Genomic DNA, 22,175 nt, shown 5'->3' with positions numbered 1-22,175 from the left:
TGACTAGACATGAATCAGTTCTCTCTTTAGAACACGTTACCAACATTGGTTCGTGTTCGAATTGCTGGAATCATGCCAGGTTTGTAAGTATCTGTTTTAACTCGTGTTCAGTAAATTAAACAGGCAAAACAGGCACCAGTTTAAGGCAGAAAAACACATCGCGCACCGTGTTAGTGCATATCAGAATCGGGGCAGATCAAACGCCTTCTTCGTCTTGCCATTCCAAATCACAGCAAAATACATAAAGTTTGTCATACAGCACTATCGCCTGCGATACCGTAATACACATATGGGAGCCGGCCACAGATAAATAAGGTCTGCTTACCTGTATTTTCCCAGGGCGATTGATTGCACGGTAGTGATAATGCTTATGCGACCAGTTAGCGTAATCGCCGGCAAGCAGCGGTGTGAAACGCTCATCAAGTTGCTCCCGATAACGTGGAGAGTAAAGGCTTCGTGCCAGCTGGTAACCTTCTTCGTCCAGCAGATAACATCTGACCGCCCGCTCCTCCTCAAACAGAATATCGGCGCAGCTTTCAAACTTCGATGTTGTCAGAAACAGGTCAATAGCCTCTTTGTAGCGCGCCTCAAACTTTATAAAATGTTGATGCAATTCATTAGTGTTTAGCTTTCTGAGTCGTTGCTGCGTATGAAGCAAGGCATCTATATCACGAGCAAAATCCTGATTGTTGCAGATTATGGGATCGGGATTAGCAAAATAATATCCCTGAACCATATCGGCATTAGCGGCAATGGCTATCAGGGCTTCTTTTTCCGTTTCCACCCCTTCTATCAACGCCAAACTTCCCGCTTCATGAATCAATGACACAATACCGATCAGGATCCGCTCAATTTTAGAAGAAATGCCGGCTCGCCGGATCAGGCTGCGATCGATTTTTACGATATCCGGTTCCAGTTCCCAGATCCGGTCAAAATTGGAATGTCCGGCACCAAAATCATCAATCGCAATCAAACAGCCCAGACTGCGGAAATGTGTAATCAGTTGTTTTAAGTAATCCCGATCATCAATTTCACTCTCCAGAATTTCTATCACGATCCGGCGTGGCGGAATGCCGGCCAGCTCAAAAAGACCATTCATAAAGCCGGTATCAGGGCGCTCCGTGACCAGGCATTGAGAGTTAAGATTCAAAAACAACCAGCTATTACCGGTTTGCTGACAAGCAAAATTACGAAGATGTAATTTCCTGCACGTTCTATCCAAAGCCAGATGGGCAAAACTGGACTGTGGCAACATCAGTACATCCAGCGGTGAATAGGCCTGACCGTTTATATCTGTAGCTCGCAGCAGGCCTTCGTAACCCACCGGACGCCGGTGAGAAATACTGAAAATGGGTTGAAATGCACTGGTTAAAGTCAGATTTTTATAGCTGGTGGCGTAGGCTCCATCCGATTGTTTAATGCACCCAGATACAGTCACAGTCGACATATAGCCGTATCGCATTAAAAGTCTGTTCAACATCCGCTTGTACTCCGCCATCCCGCCGCTGGGCATAATACCGGTTCATGTAAGTTATCAAGGTTACCGGCCGCATCATTGCTCGTTGCATATAATCTGTCACTGCAGCAAGTCCACTTTGTCCACGGTATATTACAACCAAAAAAAACAGACTGAATCATGTGCCTGTCAAACAAGCACATGGTCAGCCGAAACAGTGTCAGTTCACTATCAGTGGACTCTCAGTAAACCATCACTGGAGGGGACTAAACAGCTAGGACTGTCCTACTGCAGTCAAACCGGACTGTCTCTCGCTACGAGCACCTAAGTCCGGCAGACTCCTGGGCAATTTTTTGGCATGCCGCTCATGGAGGAAATGGATGACTTCGGAGCGATAGTGGTTGTAATCCGTATCACTGGCAAGATCGAGTCGCTTGCGGGGTCTGGCGAGTTTGACATCCAAGACTTCGCCAATAGTCGCTTCCGGCCCATTGGTCATCATCACAATCTTGTCAGACAGTAACACCGCTTCATCGACATCGTGAGTAATCATCATCACCGTGTTATTGAGTTCAGCCTGGATCTCCATCAAGGAATCCTGCAGATGGGCTCTGGTCAGAGCATCCAGCGCACCGAACGGTTCATCCATCAGCAACACTTTGGGTTCCATGGATAAAGCCCGAGCAATACCGATACGCTGTTTCATACCACCCGAAATCTCCGATGGCAGTTTATGTTTGGCATGGCTCATATGCACCAGTTCCAGATTGTGATCAATCCAGTCTTTCCTTTCTTTTTTGCTGCGGGTTTTGCCGAATACCGACTTCACCGCCAGTTCAACGTTCTGATAACAGGTCAGCCACGGAAACAGGGAATGATTCTGGAACACAATGGCGCGATCCGGACCGGGGTCATTCACCTCACGCCCTTCCAGCACCACACCGCCTTCGGTAGCCTGATACAAACCACCGACGATATTCATCACTGTTGATTTACCGCAACCCGAGTGGCCGATAATGCTGACAAATTCACCTTTATTAATTTTCAGGTTGATATTATCCAGCGCCTTGAACGGGCCGTTGGGCGTGGGAAATTCAATACTGACGTGGTCAATGTTGAGATATTTATCCATGATATGTCCTAGCGAATAATCGCGTTTTTATCGTAAGAGAAGAATTTCTGGAAGGTCAGCGTGATGCGATCCAGAATAAAGCCGATGATGCCGATGGTCAGCACGGCGACCATAATGCGGCTCAAGGAGCTGGAGCTACCGTTCTGGAACTCATCCCAGACAAACTTGCCCAGTCCCGGGCTCTGTGCCAGCATTTCTGCCGCGATCAACACCATCCAGCCAATACCCAGCGAAATTCTCAAACCTGTGAAAATCATCGGAATCGAAGCAGGAACCACAATTTTGTACACCGTGGTGATGTAATTAAGCCGCAATACACGACCGACATTGATCAAGTCCTTGTCAATCGACGAAACACCGACGGCGGTATTAATCAAAGTAGGCCACAAGGAGCACAACATCACGGTAATGGCCGAAGTAATAAATGATTTCGCAAACATCGGATCCTGCGACACATACAACGCACTGACCACCATCGTCACAATCGGCAGCCACGCCAAGGGCGAAACCGGTTTGAAAACCTGAATCAGCGGATTAATTGCCGAATACAAGGTATTGCTCAAGCCGCTGATAATACCGATGGGAATGGCAATCAGACTGGCCAGTAGAAAGCCCACAAACACCGTTTCCAGACTGGTCAGAATCTGGTCGAAAAAGGTTTCTTTGCCGGTGTAGGGACGGATGGTCACTTCTGCATCGGGATCTTTTTCCAGCTTGGCCGCGTTGCGTTTTTCCTGGCGCTCGATAAATCCTTGCTCGCGTTCGCGTTCTTCATAATGTTCCTTAACGAGCACATTGGCTTGTTCCCACACTTGGACCGGGCCAGGCACCTGACCGAGACTGGTGACGATTTTAGCGGCTCCCATATGCCAGAACATCAAAAACACCACAATGGCAAATAGCGGCACCCCGACCATTTTGGCCAGATCCTGCAATTGATGTTTCGGAGATTCACCACTGGCCAGTTTCACCAGCGGTATAAACCAGCTAAAGCCGGTCAATTCCAGAAAATAAATCAGTTTATCTTTCATTTTCACTCTTTATATATTGGGTCGAAACAATCAGGCTGCCTGCGTGCAGGCAGCCTGAACTACGTTGTTTCTGGGTATTACTCAACAACCTCATCACCTTTCAGGCCAATCGGGAATTGCTCCAGATAGGCATTAGGCTGAGTACCGTCAAAGGTAATGTTGTCGATAAACTCGGTTTGAGGTGCTTTGAAACCGGTTTCGGAGTCAAAGTCAGGAAAAGCGGCAGCATCCAGCTTGCCTTCTTCGATTAGTTCTTTCGCTGCGATAGCATAGATATCGGGGCGATAGACCTTTTTGGCGATATCCATATACCAGCTGTCCGCTTTAGGCTCGGCAATCTGCCCCCAACGACGCATTTGCGATAGGTACCAGATAGCGTCGCTGTAGTATGGGTAAGTCGCGTTATAACGGAAGAACACGTTGAAGTCAGGCACCGCACGCTTGTCACCTTTCTCATATTCGAAAGTACCGGTCATGCTGTTGGCAATCACCTCATAGTCAGCACCCACGTAGTTGCTTTGAGACAGGATTTTTACCGCTTCCGGACGGTTGGCATTATTGTTTTCATCCAACCAGGCAGCAGCACGAATCAGTGCTTTCACAACGGCAATATGGGTATTGGGATATTTGTCAGCCCATTCTTTACTGACCCCGAACACTTTTTCCGGATTGTTTTTCCAGATCTCGTAATCGGTAATCACCGGAACACCGATGCCCTTAAATACGGCTTGTTGGTTCCAGGGTTCGCCGACGCAGTAACCATAGATAGTGCCTGCTTCCATGGTGGAAGGCATTTGTGGCGGCGGTGTTACGGACAGCAGGGCATCAGCCTTGATGGTGCCTGAGGTGTCACCTTTGTGCGGGGCGTAATAACCGGGGTTGATACCACCGGCTGCCAACCAGTAACGGAGTTCATAGTTATGGGTGGAAACCGGAAACACCATGCCCATATTGAAAGGCTTACCTTGCGCATTATAGGAATCGACAACCGGTTTCAGTGCCTCAGCACTGATAGGATGCTGCAGTTCACCGTCTTCCCCTACCGGTATATTCGGTTTCATCTGTTCCCAGACATCATTGGAAACGGTAATGGCGTTACCATTCAGATCCATGCTGAAAGCAGTGATAATATCCGCCTTGGTACCAAACCCAATGGTGGCCCCCAGTGGCTGACCTGCCAGCATATGCGCGCCGTCCAGCTTACCGTCGACAACCCCATCCAGCAGTACTTTCCAGTTGGCCTGGGCTTCTAACGAAACGTACAGGCCTTCATCTTCAAAAAAGAATTTTTCATATGCAATCGCGAGCGGCGCCATATCCGTCAGTTTGATAAAACCAAACTTCAACTCGGGCTTTTCTATTTCGCCCGGAGCGGCCTGTAGCACACTGACCGGCATAAGACCGCTTCCCAACACCAGACTGGCAGCAGCCAGTGTTTTGATAATCTTGCGGCGCGTCGTTAATAAAGCGTTATGTTGCATTATCTACTCCCAAATTTTTGCCAAAAAAAAAGACGCGCTCATCAAGCTCTCGCTTAATAAGGACGTCTTTATCCGAATAAAAAATGAATTACTTTTTTGCACCCGCCATTGGGTGATAACTCAGCGTATAGTTAGCAGATAATATGCCAACAAAATACTTAAATACTTTTTACCTACAAATCATACAGTTAAAAAATAAATCAATTAAATTTATGCTGACAGCGTGTACACCTTTAGCTCGCAGCCGCTCAGACTGCACTCTTTCTGTGCAATATAAACCAAGATTGATCAGACGGTTTTTCGGGGTTCCAGTAAGTCGGCTGTGGCCAGAATATTCTGTGCCAGGGCTGCCAGACGCATATTCTGGTTCATCGCTGAGGTTCTGAGCAGGCGGTAAGCCTCATCTTCACTGCACTGCCGTTGTTGCATGATCAATCCTTTTGCCCGATCGATGATCTTGCGGTCAGCAAGTGATGTACGCAGTTCCTGAAGCTGTTTCTGCATTGACCGGTATTGCCGAAAACGGGCCATGGCCGTACGCAGAATAGGTTGAACGCGATCTTCACGAAAGCCGTCAACAATATAGGCACTGACGCCCGCTTCGATAGCCTGCTCAATGGCATCATCGCGATCATCATGAGTGAAGATAACAATAGGCAGCGGGAACTGTTCATTGATCACTTTGAATTTGCTCAGAACCTGGCTGTCACTGGTTTCCATTACCGCAATGATCAATTCCGGTTCCACACGCCATTTTAATGTCAGTAATTGTTGCAGGTTGCTGCCTTCAAAAATCACTTTATAGTCGCTATCGTTCAGTACAGCCTTTAATTTAGCGGCCGTTTGCGGCTGCTCGCTGATCACAATGGTATTAATCACAGTTGAAGAACTCATAGCGGCGTCGCTCATATCATTCGGATGTGTTGTTGCGAAGCATAATGAATAATAATGCCAAACACTTTCAGCATTTCATCAATAGCGCTGGTCGAAGCATCGAAGAAATCATTGGAATCAACTTGCAATTTGCCCTCTTGCAGCACTTGTTTTTCTACCATGGTCATCAGTTTGCCGACACTGTCCTTGATAGCTGCGGAAGTCGTCAGCAGATTTTGATGCAAGGTGTTGTTATTGATTGCATTGATTTCTTTCAATAACTCATCGGTCGTGCTTTGCACAGATATTCGTAAAAAATCGAGGACGATTCTATCGGAACCTTCGCATTGGCCGCGGGCACAGATGCCAGAACCGACAGCCCGCATCTGTCCGACGGTTTCGGCAACCCGCAATGTGTCCAGACAGATTTCCGAAACCCGGGTACAGCGATCCAGCATCATTTTGTGCAAATTGTGATAACGCATCACATCATCAAGCAACGACAATTGCCCGTCTATCATCAAGCTGTGCTGACGGACAATATTACGTGATTCCAGATTGCCTTCCAGCACATGTTTCTTCAAGCGCGGCCAGTGTTCCATAAAGGATTCCCACTGCGGGAAGCGGTGTAGAACACTGCTGTCACTACTGGTGACCAGCCTGTCGATATCGGCTTGTAAGCTCACCAGTTGCGGTTTCAGTTTGCTGTTACCCTGATTGATCGCGTTGCTGGTGCCGCGATGTTTCTGACAGTTGTCAATCAGACGTTTGAGGTGAACTGTCAGTATGATTCCTTTTTGAATATGACTTTTCGCTTCGCGCTTGACGGTTGCAAACCGAATACCGGCATATACCAACAAGGTCACCGTCATAGCACTAATAAACATCGGATACATCTTTGTTCTCCAATGAACAATGAGATGAGCCTGAAACCCTATTCCCAGGCAATTAGAAAACCGGCCATGATGCCCAATGGTGAAATCATGACCATAAACACTAACTTCACCAACTCTTTCAGCAGATACATTAAATCGATTAGATAACCCATAACGCTGCTCCTCCATGGTTGATTGCCTATTGAATTCTGCATAAGCTGTGCCAAGTATTTTATTTATAATTTTCAATTACATAAGAAAAACAAGCCTTGTTGGTTTGCTACAAAATGGGCTTAGTAATCTGCAAGCTGAACAATTGTGGTGCAAGATAGAATTATTTACCGACAGGCATAAAAAAGCCGGGACGCTGCCCGGCTTTTTTATCTGTGCCAAAATGGCAGGCTTAGAACTTAACTTGTCCGTAAACCCAGAATTTTTCTGTATCGACCAATGATGGAAACTCTTTATCAGCATTGTAGTCGGCATATTTCACGCCCACGGTGTAATGCTCTTTGAATGTTTTCTCTAACAGAATATCGAGTTCATTACCGGCATCCAGACTGCTTTCATCAGTCTCAAAGTCATGGTAAACAGCAACCAGTTTGGCGCCAAAAACATTACCGGCAACAGTAAAGTACAGATCTTCCAGACCTTGTGTCGGCGTGTTCAGGAACTGATCAGCCCAGCCCTGGAAGGCATGGTTGGTACCCAGTGGCGTTCTGAAGCTGAAGGTCCCGTCACCTTCCTGTACTTCATAAGACACTTTGGCTAGCCAGTTCTTGTATTTACCGCCCAGTTCCAGCAAGTAATAATCCTGGCTGTCCATTTCACCATCGGCATAATCGTCCTGAGTGGCATATTCAGCGGTATAGAGCACTTTCGCAGCATCACTAATCGCTTGGGCCCCACTCAGACGTAAACCATAAGTAGCTCTGGAAGCCGCGTTATCATCAGGCGCATCGGTGTAATCCAACAGATAGGTATAGCCTTCCAACTTACCGATTGGCAAGCCGCTGTACTGGATATTAAACAGATGCGTGTCCATATCGATATCGCCATCTTCAATAAAAGCAGCGGCGGCATCACGGTCATCACCAAAAATCGTGTGAACTTTATTGATATAGGCATAGCTGATTTTGGTATCAGGCAGCGAGGTATTGCTGAGGCTCAATGCGTCAAATGATTGATGGTTCTGACGCCATAACACGTTACCGATAAAACGATGGAACGGCGCATCACGATAGGTGATTTCCTGACGGCCGAATTTTACTTCGGTATCAAAGCCGTTATAAGCCAGGTAAGCCTGGTTGACTTCGGTACCATCAGGATCAGCCACTACTGAATGATCTGCTTCGCCGTTAGTGGTGCTGTTAAAATTGGCTGAACCGATATCAGACACATCCTCAAACTCAACAAAACCACTGAAACCGTGGAAAGCGCCGGTTTTATAACCCAATGTGGTTCGTAACGTCAGCGCATCAGCATCTTTCAATGCATTATCCTGTTCTACTGATTCATAACGCACACGTGCTGAGAAACTGGCTTTACCACCAGTCAGCGCATCAAAAAATGCATCTTCAGCCTGGGCCGCAGGGGCGATGGCAAAACTGCTCATTCCTGTAGCCAGGATCGTCAGGGCAGTGAGTTTTTTCATTTGTGGCATGGTTTTTCCTCGCAAAAAAAAAAGCCATAACCTGCAAGCAGGTTATGGCTTCGTTACCTTGGGTTAAAAGAAATGGGTTATAAAAGTTGCTGCATCATTGCAGATTCACTCCGTGTGACTTAGCAATCTTAATGCCAATATTTAAGTATATGTTTTATAATAATTTTTTAAATTAAATTACAGTGCGATGACAAAAATGCACTAATTTGATACTAAATTTTAAACAGGATGCACTACAAGAAGCCAAGGAATTTAATGGCCTGTTACAAGGAATTTAATGGCCTGTTAACAGTTTCTTTAATTCAGGTATGCAGGATCCACAGTTTGTACCGGCATTAAGCTTGCGGCCAACGTCATCAACAGATTTGACATGACCGCTAGTAATGGCCTCTTTAAGGGTGTTTTCACCCACTCCGAAACAGGAACACACTATCGCACCACAATCTTTCTGCCCTTTACCGGGCTGGCCTACCAGCAGGCTGTAGCGTTCTTCATCAGACAAACTGGTCGAGGCAAATAATTGTGACAACCAGGATCTGGCAGGCAAGTCGTGGCTGGGGGCAATAAATACCACCCCTTCCAGGCGGTTTCTGACGATAATACCCGCACGATAACGGCCGGCTTTTTCATCAATAAAATCAAGCCATTCACCATCGGCCCCCAGATGCTGCTGCGCCCAGGAAACCAGATCCGTAATGGGTTGCTCTCCGGCAATTTCATAACGCCAGAATTGTCCACCTTTGACCTTGACCCAGTAGTTGGCATCCTGCACCGCTATAGGGCGGCGAGACAGAATAAAACCATGCCAGGCGGGCTGGTAAGGTCTAATCATGACAGGTGCATGTTTCAATTCAGGCTGACCCGAGATGGGATCAACAGCCGCGGCAACCAAAGCATCAACTCTGGCAAGTGAAGCAAACTGGTTACTCCAGTGAATAGGCACAAAAACACTGCCCGGACGCTGGTCATCGGTGATGTCTACCCGGACAATCATCTGCCCCCATTCGCTGGTGATTTTTGCCAGACCGCCGTCAATCAAATTCCAGTTCATCGCATCAACCGGATGAATCTGCACGATAGGCTCCGGTATATGGGCGTTCAATCTAACCGCGCGGGCGGTTCGGGTCATGGTATGCCATTGATCACGGATACGACCGGTATTCAATACCAGCGGGTATTTATCACTGGTCATATTTTCCGGTAGCTTCGGCTCAATTGGCACCATTCTGGCTTTGCCATTGGGTGTGAAAAAGCGCTTGTCAGTAAACAACCTGGCCGTACCGGCCGGCGCTGCTTCACTGACCGGCCACTGAATAGGGGCAAGATTGTCATAGGCTTCATCAGTCATACCCACTAATGCACCCAGATCAAAATCACGACTGCCGTTGTTTTCAAAAGCTGACAACGCGGCATGTTCACGAAACACATCAGCAGGTTTTTCAAATGGGAATGCTTTCTCAAAGCCCATCTTGCGGGCAACTTGCGTAATAATCCACCAGTCAGACTTTGCCTCTCCTGGCGGCGGCATAAAGGCGCGTTGCTGACTGATACGTCGTTCGGAATTGGTCACCATGCCACTTTTCTCACCCCACGCCAAGGCCGGCAGTAACACATCAGCAAGCTCGGTAGTGTCGGTATGCGCCTCGCATTCCGACACCACCACCAGTTCACACTGTTCCAACGCGGCTTTGACTTTATCGGCATCAGGTAAACTGACCACGGGATTAGTCGCCATAATCCAGACGGCTTTGATTTTCCCTTCAGCCACATCCCGAAACATATCAACAGCCTTGGCACCATTTTCAGTGGCCAGTCTGTCTGTTTCCCAGAAACGGGAGACTAAATCGTGATGTTCAGGATTGGTAATCTCCATATGCGCCGCCAGCTGATTACTCAGTCCGCCGACTTCACGCCCGCCCATGGCATTAGGTTGTCCGGTAATTGAAAACGGCCCCATAGCAGGCTGGCCGATGCGACCGGTAGCCAGGTGGCAGTTAATAATGCTGTTGGATTTATCCGTGCCGGATGTCGATTGATTGATGCCTTGCGAATAGAGGGTAATAACCTTTTCGGTAGAGGCAAATAATTGAAAAAAACGGGCGATATCTTCTTCCGGCAACTCGGTGACGGATGCCACTTGCGGAATATTGCCGGCACTGTTTTTTGCTGCCTGCATCGCCGCTGAAAAGCCTTCCGTATGTTGCTCAAGAAAGTCCCAATCGAGGTAATCTTCCTGTTTCAGGTAATTGAGTAAACCATTAAACAGCGTCGCATCACTGCCGGGACGCAGCGGAAGATGCAGATCTGCAATATCACAGGTCGCAGTTTTACGTGGATCGATGACCACGATCTTCATAGCCGGCCGGTCTTTTTTCGCTTGGCTAATACGCTGAAAAATAACCGGGTGACACCAAGCCAGATTTGAACCGGTCATCACAATGAGATCGGCTTGCTCCAGATCTTCGTAATTGCAGGGCACAGAGTCACTGCCAAACGCACGTTTGTAACCCGCAACCGCAGAAGACATGCATAAGCGCGAGTTGGTATCAATATTGGCACTGCCAATAAAGCCCTTCATTAATTTGTTAGCGGTGTAATAATCTTCCGTCAGAATTTGACCGGAAATATAAAAACCAATGGCACTGGGGCCATGTTTGGCAATAATGTCGCTGAATTTGCGGCTGACAGTGTCGAGTGCCTGATCCCAGGACACCCGTTCACCACCGATTTGCGGATATAGCAATCTGTTACTGAGATCAACGGTTTCACCCAGCGCTGAACCTTTAGAACACAACCGCCCCAGATTGGCCGGATGTGAAGTATCGCCCTGAATTGCAACCGTACCATCCGCCTGTGGTGTTGCCAGTACACCACAGCCGACACCACAGTAAGGACAGGTAGTCTGAATTGTATGTTGTTTACCCAAAACAAAGACTCTTTTAAAGCGAAATATAAACCACGCCGTTTTCGACTTTAGTCTCGAAGGTCCGTGTACAGCCTTTATCCGGCCCGGTGGCCTCACCGCTTTCCATATCGATGACCCAGTTATGCAACGGGCAGGCCACGCGTTTATCGTAAACGATGCCCTGCGATAACGGACCCTGCTTGTGCGGACATTGATCATATAATGCGAACACTTCATCGCCCGCGGTTCTAAAGACGGCCACGTTGCCGTCAGGGGTCGCTAACACACGCGACCCTCTGCTTGGAATATCGGCCAAGGGGCCAATTTCAGTCCAGCTCATGCTTACCTCTAGCTTACTTGTTTGATAGGAATATAGTTTTCTTGATACTTGGCAGCATGTTCTGCCCAAGGATCATCCTGTGCGTTTTCCTGAGATTCATAGAAACGCTCAGCCAGGCGTTTACGATTGACTTCGTCTTCCACCACCAGCGCTTGCACGTGCTTAAGGCCCACACGTTCAATCCATGGCGCAGTCCGCTCCAGATAGTGCCCTTCTTCGCGATACAGTTGCATAAAGGCTGCACAATATTCCAGCGCTTCCTCTTCTGTCGCGACCTTGGTCAGAAAATCTGTCGCCCGCACTTTGATGCCTCCATTGCCACCTACGTGCAGTTCATAACCGGAATCTACGCAAACAATACCGAAGTCCTTGATTGTGGCTTCAGCACAGTTACGCGGACAACCTGATACTGCAATCTTGAATTTATGCGGTGTCCACGAACCCCAAGTCATTTTCTCCGTCTTAATACCGAGGCCGGTCGAGTCCTGGGTACCAAAACGACACCATTCCGAACCGACGCAGGTTTTCACCGTACGCAGCGATTTACCATAAGCATGGCCGGAAACAAAACCGGCATTGCTCAGATCAGCCCACATTTTAGGCAGATCCTCTTTTTTCACACCCAGCAGGTCGATACGCTGACCACCGGTGATCTTCACCGTTGGCACAGCGTATTTTTCAGAAATATCAGCAATAGCGCGTAATTCGCTCGGGTTGGTCACCCCGCCCCAGATACGTGGTACTACTGAATAGGTACCATCTTTCTGAATATTGGCGTGAACACGCTCGTTAATAAAGCGTGACTGCGGATCATCCACATATTCATTGGGCCAGCTGCTGAGCATATAGTAGTTCAATGCCGGACGGCAGGAATGACAACCATCTGCATTTTTCCAGTCCAACGCCTGTATCAAATCAGGAATGGTTTTAAGTGACTGCTCTTTGATAGCGGCCTTAACTTCGTCGTGAGACATATCAGTACAAGCACACATCGCTTTTTTGCTCGGCGTGTCGTTGAAATCAGATCCCAGCGCAGAAGCCAGAATCTGCTCGACCAGACCGGTACAAGAGCCACAGGATGCAGACGCTTTGGTATGGGCCTTGACTTCATCCAGCGTAAACAGGTTCTCTTTGGCTATCGCTTTGACAATGTCGCCTTTACATACGCCGTTACAACCACAGATTTCGGCATCATCCGGCAAACCGTCCACCGAGTTGGTCGGACCATGGCCGGAATCACCGAGGTGATGTTGTCCGAACAGCATATTCTCACGAATATCGGACACATCGGTCCCATCCCGCATCAACTGGAAGTACCAAGTGCCTTCTACGGTATCGCCATACAATACGGCACCGACCAGTTTGTTATCTTTGATAACCAGTTTCTTGTACACATGACGGGCAGCGTCTTTAAAGACCAGATCTTCAGTCTCATCATCCCCAAGAAAATCACCGGCAGAGAACAGATCGATACCGGTTACTTTAAGTTTGGTGGACGTGACCGAACTGATATAACGGGCGATACCCATTTTCGCCAGATGGTTTGAACATACTTTAGCCTGTTCAAACAGCGGCGCGACCAAGCCAAAAGTCTGGTTACGGTGCTGCACACATTCGCCGACTGCATAAATAGCAGGGTCGAAGGTCTGCATCGTGTCATCAACCACGATACCGCGTTCACAATGAATACCTGCCGATTGGGCCAAATCAATATTAGGACGGATACCTACCGCCATCACCACCAAGTCAGCTTCTATTTCACTGCCATCCTTGAAATGCAGCTTCTCGACCCGGCCATTACCACTGATTGACTCGGTGGCATATTCCATCAGGAAGTTAAGGCCTTTACCCCGTAATTCTTCCAGCATCAAATCCGAAGCCGGTTTATCCAGTTGCTGGTTCATCAACACATCGCTGATATGAACAACCGTCACATCCATACCCTGCAGCATCAGACCATTAGCCGCTTCCAGTCCCAGCAGACCGCCACCGATAACCACTGCTTTTTTATGGGTTTTCGACGTTGCCAGCATCGTATCGACATCGGCGATATCACGGAAACTGATAACACCAGGCAAGTCGGCGCCGGGAATAGGCAACATAAATGGTTTAGAACCGGTTGCCAGTAACAGACGGTCATATTCAGCGACCGTACCGTCATCAGTCAGTACCTGGCGTTTAACACGATCAATCTTGGTGATTTTCTTGCCGGCATGCAAAGTAATATTGTTATCTTCATACCACTGCAGATCGTTAATCATGATCTCATGAATGGTTTTTTCACCTGCCAGAACAGGTGATAACATGATTCGGTTGTAGTTGCCGTAAGGTTCTTCACCGAAAACGGTAATGTCGTATTTTTCCGGTGACAGCTTGAGTAATTCTTCAAGCGTTCTCACCCCTGCCATCCCATTACCAATAAGGACTAACTTTTCTCTCATGGATCTCTCCGGTAATAACTATCTTATAAGTATGGCAATGTCCGTGCCATACCTATAACATATTGATATTATTAGAGATAATTGATTATGAAAGTACTTAATTGGTGCATTTTATACTGATTTACGCACCAAATTAAAACATCAATGCACCAATTTGGTAGCGCCAAAATGGTTCCGTGCAATTATTATCCGGCAGGCTCTGAAACAACTTGACTGAAACATCCCTGTTGCCACTGGTGCTCTTCAACGTGATATTGCCGTATTCAGTTGGTCTGTCAGTGTTTAGAGCAAGGCACCGTTCGCAACTAATGGCCGCCCACCTGCTGTATTATTCCCGCAAGCTCCTGACCAATACCTGGCCGTAACTGGAAGCTGCCCGTTCAGCCCCCCTTCTCAGCTTGCCGGCATGCAACCGGGATGATTTACAATCACATCATAAAAAATAAACATCCGTGTTTTCTGAACGAATTTCATTTAACCCAGCGGATATTGATCCAGATCACCCATCAGCACTTCACTTCCCCCCTGTCACTAGTTAAGATTGACCTTCAAAATCAGGGACATTAGACATGAAGACCGGTTGGCAGTATGTTGAAAAATAACAGCGCGCAGGAAGCCCATAAGCAGCGCCGCCATAACCGTTCTATTAAAGCCTTTATCATACGAATTTCGGTCTTCTTTTCCGCACTGGGCTTCTTGCTCATTTATATTGCAGCCGATCGGGCCTATCAGGAATCGGTCAAAAACAGCACCATCGCCGCGACACGACAGATTGCTTCGACTATCTTCGACAATCTTTACCAACTGCAGCAAAAAGATTGGGATACAGATGAAGTCGAAGCCTTTATTACAGAGCAACAAAAACGTTATGGCTCTTATCAAATTACCCTCCACCAATTGGAGAGCCTGGCCACAACGAGAACGGATCCGGTCAATAGTCTTCTGAAAAACACTGTTAAATTGCAGCGGCTTCAGCAAAGCTATCTCAACAATACGCTTAGATTTACTTGGCCTTTAGCAGCGAATACAAACTGTCTTACCTGCTCCCGGAACACTGCCACCGGTGATGTACTCGCAGTTGTGGAAGTCGCTTACGATGTTTCACAGCTATTGTCCGAGGCGAGGAAAAGTCTGCTTATCAACCTTGTTTACTTGTCGCCTTTCCCTTTCTTGCTCTCGTTATTTGTCATTGCCTATCTGAACCGGCGTATCAACAACTCAGTGGACGAGCTGGAATACAGTATTGAGCAAGTGCAAAGGGTCGCAGACCTGAGCAAACTGGACCTGCAAAATAACCTGCACGGCTTTTCCGAACTCAATCGTATCTACGGCAAAGTGGAAAAACTATCCAACAAAATGCGCAACATGGCCGTCGATAAGGATCTGCTGGAATTTGAGATCCAGATGCTGGAAAAATTTGTTATCACCTCTGAAGTGGTGCGGGACTGGCGCGAATATATCAGTCTGCTGCTGAGAGAAATAAATGAAGTCATGCCGGTCTACAATCTATTCTCCATCTTTAAAGTCGATGACGAGATGTTTGCGCTGGAACTTTTCTGGCTCAGTCCCCCTTCTGATGACACCAGGAAACAGATGGAAGACGCCATCCGCCATAATCTCAGTGAACATCCACTGTTTCATGATCAGATCAGCATGGAGGTGCTGCACCATACGGCCATACCCGATGGCCAGATCATAAGCCTGGACCCCGAACACATCCGGTTGCAGACCAAGTCACTGGTGCTGGACAAGCCAAAAATAGGCGGTATTGTCGGCATTGGCGTGCACTCCGATATCAGCAAGGATAGTACCCGCATGCTGGTGACCAGCAGTATTCTGTCGACGCTGATCAACGTGGTCGGTTCCGTCAAGGCCATCTACAAGTACACCAAGGATCTGGAATATTACGCCACCCGGGATCCCCTCACCGATCTGCACAACCAGCGTATTTTCTGGGAAATGCTGGACTACGAAGTGCTGCGCGCCACCCGCCATGACTACAAGTTCTCGATACTGATGATCGATCTGGACAACTTCAAAAACCTGAACGACTCCTACGGACACAGTTTCGGTGACAAGGCCCTGCAGGCCATTAGCGATGTGATGCGCCATGCCCTGCGCAGCGGCGATTTCCTCGCCCGCTACGGCGGCGATGAGTTTGCCGTTATTTTGCCCGAAAGCGATATTGAGCAGGCCCAGTTGGTAGCCCAACGGATCTTTGATGGCTTGCAATCCATCGACCTCTATACACCCGACAAAGGGGAGCGGGTCGATGCCCGCCTGTCGATCGGCATGTCAGTCTATCCCGATCACGCTGACAGCAGCCGCGACCTGTTTATGTTCGCCGACAACATGATGTACAAAGCCAAAAGCCACGGCAAAAACCGCGCTTATACGCCTGACGAGAACGACATACTGGAAGTCTTCCAGGATATAAACGAAAAGAGCCTGAGGATCAGCAAGGCGATCAAGGACAAAGCGGTCATTCCCTATTTTCAGCCGCTGGTCAGCACTGAAAACGGCGAAACCCGGGCGGTGGAAGTACTGTGCCGGATCAAAACCGATGACGGTGACATCATGGGTGCCCACGAATTTATCGAAATTGCCGAGAAGATGGGTATCATCCATAACCTTGATTTCGTGATGCTGGAAAAAGCCCTGCAGCAAGTGGAAGCCGAAGACTACGACGGTATGATATTTATCAATATCTCCCCCCGCTCGCTGGTGCTGAGTGAATTCCTGCCCGAAGTGGAACGTATCGTCTCTAAAACTAACGTCAGCCGCGAGCGTATCGTTTTCGAAATCACCGAACGCGATACCGTGAAGAACATGACACTGCTGGAAAAATTCGTCAGCAACCTTAAATCTGAGGGCTTCAAGCTGGCTGTGGATGATTTCGGTTCCGGCTTCTCATCGTTCCATTACCTTAAACATTTTCCTATCGACTTCGTCAAAATCGATGGCGAGTTTGTCGCCAATATGGTTAACAACCCCAAAGATCATGCTGTCGTTCGCTGCATATCCAATCTGGCTCACGAGTTGCAGGCTTTGACGATTGCAGAATATGTGGAAAGTCAGGAAGTACTGGATGCGGTACGCGCCATCGGTATTACCTATGCTCAGGGCTATCATATCCGCCGCCCGACACCTTATATCCTGAATCCGGTACATGATGCCGCCCAGCCCAGAAGGGCTCAAGCCTCCATCGGAAAAAGTCTCTAAAGCCTGTTAACCCTTCGTCTGCGCCGCTGTCGTTTTCTGTAAACGTGCCGTAAAAGGGAAATGAAATTCGCGAAAGACAACACGCTTGTATCTCGCACACTTGACAAGCGCTTACGTTCAAAAACGTTTATCTCCATGGATGGAGTGGTCGCTCCTGTACGTTCTGCACCCGCGATACTTCGCTATCCCTGCTATCAAGGCATTTGGGCGTCCTGCCCATCATATGCAAAGCAATGTCTGGGACATTGCTTGTCCAGACGTTTTCCCAGTCAATCTAAATGAATGCCGGGAAGTAGTTTTTCTAACACAAGCCCGTGCTAAGGCATTATGCGTTCAGATTCGGCTTTTCAGATTATTGAAATCCCCGCTTCGCGCATTCAAGTACGGTTTCAGCTTGATTTATGATCCAGCCCGGTAAGAACCGGTGAAATACGTACAATTGAGAAAAATACATTTCGGTTCGTTATAAGCTATCACCTCCCTGTGATAGCGATGGTGTTATCAGGGCGCCATGTTCCAGACATGCGATTGCAGTTGCCACTCACCGGCTTCGTTCTGCTGCAACACGGTAACCAGAACACCGCCAAAACTGATGGCCTCCTGCTTAGCATTCTGACCTTTAGCCTGCCAATAGCCGACCTGAGTAATTTGTTTGTCAGAGGAAATCACATCAACGGCTTTAATCTGATGGTTATGAACGCCATTTTGCTGAAACCCACTGAATAACGCTTTAATCGCATCATGTCCTCGTAAAACTGCACCATTCCCGGGGGACAAAGTTGCATCCTCTGCATACAACGCGACGAGTTGCTCGATTTTGCCTTGGTTAAAAGCCTGATTCCATTGTTGATTGGCCGCTTCAACAATAGCTTCCGGTTTCAGGTCGACAGCCTGTACCTGCATACTGATTAATGCTGTTCCTGCTAACATCATGATTCGTTTCATGGATTTGCTCCTTTGCTTATATAGTTAGCCACCTAACTATTAAGGTAAAAATAAAGTCAATCGAAAATATGGCGTTGTGTATTTAGCTGTGTAAGCATGGTTATCAGCTGATCGCCCTGCTCCTCACTGAGGACACTCATCAATTCATTAAGCCGTTGATAATAATCCGGCATCACTTCATCGAGCTTTTTTTGGCCATTTCTGGTCAGCCTGACCAATGTCTGGCGTCTGTCTTTATTATCAGTAATGCGTTTAACCAGCCCATCACGCTGCAAGCCATCAATCAGGCCTGTCATCGTGGCACGGCTGACCCCAGCCTTGTCCGCCAGTTTAGATGGACTGGAACTGAAGTCGTCTTCCCGCATCAATAATAGCAACACCCACCAACGCCCCTGCAACAAGTCATACGTCGCCAGAAACTGATCCAATCCATTAGACAAATCCGACGCCACTCGCAGCAATGTCAGGAATTGTAATACTCGAGCTATATCCGCATCCGGATAACGCTGGGCAAATTTTTTGAGGATCTCGGCGTCCGGTAAATCTTTGACTTGTAACATGTGACCATTATAGTTAGCCACCTAACTAAATGTAAACAGTTATTTTTTAAGATATTAATATTCAGCTTGGTTTAAGTTTGCTCTCCTAGTATGGAAACTGTTCAACACAATAAGGAGAACAAGCAATGAAAACCATAACTGCATTTACCTTAATCGGTCTGATGACCATGCTGTTACAAACCACCCCTGCCCGGGCTGATGATGATGTAAGGGAAATGAAAGTGCTGTCAGAAGGATTGGGCCTGATTACGCTTGAACAGGCTCAGGCAATAGCTCTGGAAGCTAAACCGGGGGTGATTGACGATGCCGATCTGGAAAGTCGCACATTCGGTAAAGGCTGGGATTATGAATTTGAAATTGTCGATGCCGATGGCAACGAATGGGAAGTCTACATCAATGCCAAAACCGGTGAAGTACGTAAAATTGAAAAAGACTGGTTCTAATTAGCCAACGGTGACTGCAGGTGAACCGTCACCTGCAGACCGCCTAATTGTTCAGAACGATCAAACTGCATAGTACCTTCATAACTGTCGACAATATCAAATGCAATGGCGAGTCCGAGCCCACTGCCGGGTTTGGATTCATCAGTACGAAAGCCCCGCCTGGTCAGCGCTGATAAATCATCAATATCGCAACCCGGCCCATCATCTTCAACGATAAATACCAGTCCCGCCTGCATTCTCACCTGCAGCCGCACTGCTTTATTGCACCATTTGCAGGCGTTATCCATCAGATTTCCGAGCAGTTCCAGTACATCTTCACGATCGCCATTGAACCGTACATTATCTTCCAGCTGCCAGTTGATAGCGAAGTTTTTGTCCTGGTGAATCAGATACAAAGTATCGACCAGTTGACTGATCAATGCGCCTAAATCAACCCCTTTCCCGGGCAAGGTAAAACCTGAAAGCCGGGCACGTTTTAACTCACGATCGATAATTTGTCTGATATGCTCGGTCTGCTGATAAATAGCCTTCCGCGTCGCTGGGTCTGTGCTAATAAGCTCGGCGTCCGCCACCTGATTGAGTAAAGTCAGCTGGGTTTTCAACCGATGTGCCAGATTTCCCAGCGTCTGTCGGGATCGACGCGTTTTATTTACCATGCTGCCCATCAAGCGGTTGAGTTCACTGAGTAAAGGTTTGATCTCATCAGGCACCTGCTCATCAATCTGCTCAATATCTCCCTTTTCAAGCTGTTTGAGCTGCATCTTTGCCTTCGTAAGTGGTTGCAGCGCCCGTCTTACAATCAGTGCCTGCAACAATAACAACAGCACCAATCCCAGAGCTGACAGCAAGGTAAAAAACATCTGGAAATGCCGCTTATCTGCCAGCATCCATGAAATATCTTCGGCGACTGTAATAGTCAGCGGCCTGGTTTGTTTGATATACCCCGCCGACATGGCAAGTAACGGCTGATCCTGTGGCCCGTTCAGATAAAGGATTGCCTGTTCGCCGGCGCTGAGTTGCGGCACGGTAAGATTAAAGTCCCAAAGCGAGCGTGACAACACACTCTGTTGCTTTGAGTACACTGAAAAATATAAACCGGAAAACGCCCGCTGATAGCTGCTACTCAGCCGCTGGCTGTCCAGTTGCAGGCGCCCTGTCTGATCAATATTGAGATTTGCCAGCAGACTTTCCGTTTCTTCCTGCAGGCGGGTGATGACCTGCTTTTCTATCAGCCGGTCAATAGTTAAAGTCAGCCATAACCACTGCCCCAGCAGTAACAAGGCCATAACCATAGTCAGTCCGATAGCCAGACGACTTCGAATAGAGGTCATCCGTCAGGGTTTCCGAAGATATACCCTTGCCCCCGCCGGGTCTGAATCAACTCTGCGCCCAGCTTCTGACGCAAACGATTCACATACACTTCCATCACATTACTGTCTTTATCACTGTCGAGTTGGTAAACATGTTCGGTCAGGGTCGATTTGGACAGCAACTGTCCCGGATGCAACATAAAATAACGTAACAATTTAAACTCGGTGCCCGTCAGCAACAGCTTTTCACCTGAGCTCAAGGTTACGCTCTGGTCGCTCTCATCCAGAGACAAACCGGCATAAGTCAGCGCACCGGTGTTCAATCCTGAACAACGTCTTAACACGGCATTGATTCGCACCAGCAATTCTTCGGTTTGAAACGGTTTAGCCAGATAGTCATCGGCACCGGCTTTAAAGCCGAGCACCTTGTCTTCCCAGGCATCTCTCGCTGTCAGAATAATCACTGGTGTCGCATTATTTGCTTCACGCCAGTTTTTCAGCACCTCCAGACCGGATTGTCCGGGCAAGCCGAGATCAAGCACAATCAAGTCATAAGTTTCGATATCGCCCATAGCCTGCGCATCAATACCATCAACCGACAAATCGGTGGCATAACCGGCCTTGTTCAATGCAGACTGCAGTTTCGGTCCCAGAACCGGGTCATCCTCGACCAGTAACAAACGCATGGTCAGTCCTCGAGCTCAAGCTCTATCAAGTCACCGCTTTGCGCATCGAATTCTAATTCCCATACCTGTCCACCGGCATCAAGAATTTCGAGTTCGTAAAAATAACGGCCATCATCGCGCTCCAGTTCTGTTTCCAGAATCTGCCCCGGTTTGATGGCAATCGCGGCATCAATGATTTGTTCCAGGGCTAAAATTTTGCCGTGCTGTTGCAGTTGTCTGGCTTTAGCCGGCCCTTGATCAGCCATAACACTACTGGCTGAACCCGGCAATATCAGACTGGCCGCTAACAAAGCCGTAATGGCAATAAAAAAGCTGCTTGTTTTAGTCATGGTTAAGTCCTGCTTAGTCAGTAATGTATATAGCATGAACAAGCAAACTTAAACCAAGCTGAAACAGCCTCGATAAATTAATTCTGGCTAGTGGTAAAGATCCGAATCACTTCACCATTTTTGAGTAAAACATGGGCATCACTCTTGTCCGCAGCTTTGTACATCCACTTTTCGAAATAATCGTTGCTGACTTTTCCATCCTCATCCGCATGCAGTGCAGGCCGGATATGCTTGCTGATAAAAGCAGGTTCCCAGTTCCGCCCACAAATTGTTTTGATATCCTGCGGGCTCATACCGATTTGGATTGCTTTATTTCCGCAATTCAATTCAGTCAAGTCGGTGATACTTCCGGCCCACACATTACCGTTCATCATCAGTGTCATCATTGACACAGCAACAGTTGCAGCAAGTCGCATCGCTCTCTCCCAATTACAAACCTGTCTGGACGGACCATAGCATGAAATCCGATCCCTATCTCGAACT

General features: G+C 47.8%; 18 protein-coding genes. 2 read left to right on the top strand and 16 right to left on the bottom strand.

Annotated elements, in window-relative coordinates; translation table 11 throughout:
• Window positions 1-196: 196 nt before the first annotated feature.
• From OMP95_RS09715 to nirB, 10 genes are all read right to left on the bottom strand, one after another.
• Window positions 197-1,480, bottom strand: coding sequence for an EAL domain-containing protein (locus OMP95_RS09715; RefSeq protein WP_266328273.1), 1,284 nt, complete (start codon window positions 1,478-1,480; stop codon window positions 197-199).
• A gap of 250 nt (window positions 1,481-1,730) precedes the next feature.
• The gene (locus OMP95_RS09710; protein WP_266328271.1) at window positions 1,731-2,588 is read right to left on the bottom strand and encodes an ABC transporter ATP-binding protein; all 858 of its coding nucleotides are present in this window, start codon (window positions 2,586-2,588) and stop codon (window positions 1,731-1,733) included.
• A gap of 8 nt (window positions 2,589-2,596) precedes the next feature.
• A complete protein-coding gene (locus OMP95_RS09705; RefSeq protein ID WP_266328269.1) occupies window positions 2,597-3,619 on the bottom strand; it encodes an ABC transporter permease in 1,023 nt (340 codons plus the stop codon).
• A 77-nt stretch (window positions 3,620-3,696) separates the two neighbouring features.
• Window positions 3,697-5,100, bottom strand: coding sequence for a CmpA/NrtA family ABC transporter substrate-binding protein (locus OMP95_RS09700; RefSeq protein WP_266328267.1), 1,404 nt, complete (start codon window positions 5,098-5,100; stop codon window positions 3,697-3,699).
• Between the two features lie 288 nt (window positions 5,101-5,388).
• Window positions 5,389-5,994 carry an ANTAR domain-containing response regulator gene (locus OMP95_RS09695; protein WP_266328265.1) on the bottom strand — a complete coding sequence of 202 codons (606 nt, stop codon included), beginning with the start codon at window positions 5,992-5,994 and terminating at the stop codon, window positions 5,389-5,391.
• An 11-nt stretch (window positions 5,995-6,005) separates the two neighbouring features.
• Window positions 6,006-6,860: a nitrate- and nitrite sensing domain-containing protein gene (locus OMP95_RS09690; RefSeq protein ID WP_266328263.1), complete on the bottom strand. Its 855-nt coding sequence runs from the start codon at window positions 6,858-6,860 to the stop codon at window positions 6,006-6,008.
• Between the two features lie 391 nt (window positions 6,861-7,251).
• On the bottom strand, window positions 7,252-8,511 hold the full coding sequence (locus tag OMP95_RS09685; RefSeq protein WP_266328261.1) for a hypothetical protein: 1,260 nt from the start codon (window positions 8,509-8,511) through the stop codon (window positions 7,252-7,254).
• A 274-nt stretch (window positions 8,512-8,785) separates the two neighbouring features.
• Window positions 8,786-11,437, bottom strand: coding sequence for a nitrate reductase (locus OMP95_RS09680; protein ID WP_266328259.1), 2,652 nt, complete (start codon window positions 11,435-11,437; stop codon window positions 8,786-8,788).
• A 13-nt stretch (window positions 11,438-11,450) separates the two neighbouring features.
• On the bottom strand, window positions 11,451-11,756 hold the full coding sequence (nirD, locus tag OMP95_RS09675; RefSeq protein WP_266328257.1) for a nitrite reductase small subunit NirD: 306 nt from the start codon (window positions 11,754-11,756) through the stop codon (window positions 11,451-11,453).
• Window positions 11,757-11,764: 8 nt separating this feature from the next.
• Window positions 11,765-14,197, bottom strand: coding sequence for a nitrite reductase large subunit NirB (nirB, locus tag OMP95_RS09670; protein ID WP_266328255.1), 2,433 nt, complete (start codon window positions 14,195-14,197; stop codon window positions 11,765-11,767).
• Between the two features lie 588 nt (window positions 14,198-14,785).
• Between nirB and OMP95_RS09665 the strand changes: the two genes are divergently transcribed.
• Window positions 14,786-17,419, top strand: a complete 2,634-nt coding sequence (locus OMP95_RS09665; protein ID WP_266328253.1) for a putative bifunctional diguanylate cyclase/phosphodiesterase — start codon at window positions 14,786-14,788, stop codon at window positions 17,417-17,419.
• A gap of 501 nt (window positions 17,420-17,920) precedes the next feature.
• On the opposite strand, the gene OMP95_RS09660 is transcribed toward OMP95_RS09665, so the two are convergent.
• Window positions 17,921-18,364 carry a YybH family protein gene (locus OMP95_RS09660; protein WP_266328251.1) on the bottom strand — a complete coding sequence of 148 codons (444 nt, stop codon included), beginning with the start codon at window positions 18,362-18,364 and terminating at the stop codon, window positions 17,921-17,923.
• A gap of 56 nt (window positions 18,365-18,420) precedes the next feature.
• On the bottom strand, window positions 18,421-18,924 hold the full coding sequence (locus tag OMP95_RS09655) for a MarR family winged helix-turn-helix transcriptional regulator (RefSeq protein ID WP_266328249.1): 504 nt from the start codon (window positions 18,922-18,924) through the stop codon (window positions 18,421-18,423).
• 125 nt (window positions 18,925-19,049) lie between these two features.
• On the opposite strand from OMP95_RS09655, the gene OMP95_RS09650 reads away from it, so the two are divergent.
• Window positions 19,050-19,367 (top strand): PepSY domain-containing protein, encoded by a 318-nt coding sequence (locus OMP95_RS09650; protein ID WP_266328247.1) that lies wholly within the window; start codon window positions 19,050-19,052, stop codon window positions 19,365-19,367.
• Here OMP95_RS09650 and OMP95_RS09645 read toward each other — a convergent pair.
• The 4 genes from OMP95_RS09645 to OMP95_RS09630 all read right to left on the bottom strand — a co-directional run bounded on the left by OMP95_RS09645 (window position 19,364) and on the right by OMP95_RS09630 (window position 22,108).
• Window positions 19,364-20,698 carry a sensor histidine kinase gene (locus OMP95_RS09645; protein WP_266328245.1) on the bottom strand — a complete coding sequence of 445 codons (1,335 nt, stop codon included), beginning with the start codon at window positions 20,696-20,698 and terminating at the stop codon, window positions 19,364-19,366. The genes OMP95_RS09650 and OMP95_RS09645 overlap by 4 nt on opposite strands.
• Window positions 20,695-21,363, bottom strand: a complete 669-nt coding sequence (locus OMP95_RS09640; protein ID WP_266328243.1) for a response regulator transcription factor — start codon at window positions 21,361-21,363, stop codon at window positions 20,695-20,697. The genes OMP95_RS09645 and OMP95_RS09640 overlap by 4 nt, the downstream gene beginning before the upstream one ends.
• A gap of 2 nt (window positions 21,364-21,365) precedes the next feature.
• Window positions 21,366-21,692 (bottom strand): PepSY domain-containing protein, encoded by a 327-nt coding sequence (locus OMP95_RS09635; protein WP_266328241.1) that lies wholly within the window; start codon window positions 21,690-21,692, stop codon window positions 21,366-21,368.
• 77 nt (window positions 21,693-21,769) lie between these two features.
• Window positions 21,770-22,108 (bottom strand): DUF2845 domain-containing protein, encoded by a 339-nt coding sequence (locus OMP95_RS09630; protein ID WP_266328239.1) that lies wholly within the window; start codon window positions 22,106-22,108, stop codon window positions 21,770-21,772.
• Between the last annotated feature and the right edge of the window lie 67 nt (window positions 22,109-22,175).

Origin of the sequence: Methylophaga sp. OBS4, assembly GCF_026319305.1 — a bacterium.
Classification (GTDB): domain Bacteria; phylum Pseudomonadota; class Gammaproteobacteria; order Nitrosococcales; family Methylophagaceae; genus Methylophaga.
The sequence above is the reverse complement of the archived record's forward strand: the minus strand, read 5'-3'. Positions and strand labels throughout refer to the sequence as shown.

Excerpts from the sequence above, each read along its gene's own strand:
- nirD (WP_266328257.1), bottom strand. The coding sequence starts at position 11,756 with ATGAGCTGGACTGAAATTGGCCCCTTGGCCGATATTCCAAGCAGAGGG.
- OMP95_RS09690 (WP_266328263.1), bottom strand. The coding sequence starts at position 6,860 with ATGTTTATTAGTGCTATGACGGTGACCTTGTTGGTATATGCCGGTATT.
- OMP95_RS09640 (WP_266328243.1), bottom strand. The coding sequence starts at position 21,363 with ATGCGTTTGTTACTGGTCGAGGATGACCCGGTTCTGGGACCGAAACTG.
- OMP95_RS09660 (WP_266328251.1), bottom strand. The coding sequence starts at position 18,364 with ATGAAACGAATCATGATGTTAGCAGGAACAGCATTAATCAGTATGCAG.
- OMP95_RS09665 (WP_266328253.1), top strand. The coding sequence starts at position 14,786 with ATGTTGAAAAATAACAGCGCGCAGGAAGCCCATAAGCAGCGCCGCCAT.
- nirB (WP_266328255.1), bottom strand. The coding sequence starts at position 14,197 with ATGAGAGAAAAGTTAGTCCTTATTGGTAATGGGATGGCAGGGGTGAGA.
- OMP95_RS09715 (WP_266328273.1), bottom strand. The coding sequence starts at position 1,480 with ATGTTGAACAGACTTTTAATGCGATACGGCTATATGTCGACTGTGACT.
- OMP95_RS09685 (WP_266328261.1), bottom strand. The coding sequence starts at position 8,511 with ATGCCACAAATGAAAAAACTCACTGCCCTGACGATCCTGGCTACAGGA.
- OMP95_RS09695 (WP_266328265.1), bottom strand. The coding sequence starts at position 5,994 with ATGAGTTCTTCAACTGTGATTAATACCATTGTGATCAGCGAGCAGCCG.
- OMP95_RS09710 (WP_266328271.1), bottom strand. The coding sequence starts at position 2,588 with ATGGATAAATATCTCAACATTGACCACGTCAGTATTGAATTTCCCACG.
- OMP95_RS09655 (WP_266328249.1), bottom strand. The coding sequence starts at position 18,924 with ATGTTACAAGTCAAAGATTTACCGGACGCCGAGATCCTCAAAAAATTT.
- OMP95_RS09635 (WP_266328241.1), bottom strand. The coding sequence starts at position 21,692 with ATGACTAAAACAAGCAGCTTTTTTATTGCCATTACGGCTTTGTTAGCG.
- OMP95_RS09645 (WP_266328245.1), bottom strand. The coding sequence starts at position 20,698 with ATGACCTCTATTCGAAGTCGTCTGGCTATCGGACTGACTATGGTTATG.
- OMP95_RS09630 (WP_266328239.1), bottom strand. The coding sequence starts at position 22,108 with ATGCGACTTGCTGCAACTGTTGCTGTGTCAATGATGACACTGATGATG.
- OMP95_RS09650 (WP_266328247.1), top strand. The coding sequence starts at position 19,050 with ATGAAAACCATAACTGCATTTACCTTAATCGGTCTGATGACCATGCTG.
- OMP95_RS09700 (WP_266328267.1), bottom strand. The coding sequence starts at position 5,100 with ATGCAACATAACGCTTTATTAACGACGCGCCGCAAGATTATCAAAACA.
- OMP95_RS09705 (WP_266328269.1), bottom strand. The coding sequence starts at position 3,619 with ATGAAAGATAAACTGATTTATTTTCTGGAATTGACCGGCTTTAGCTGG.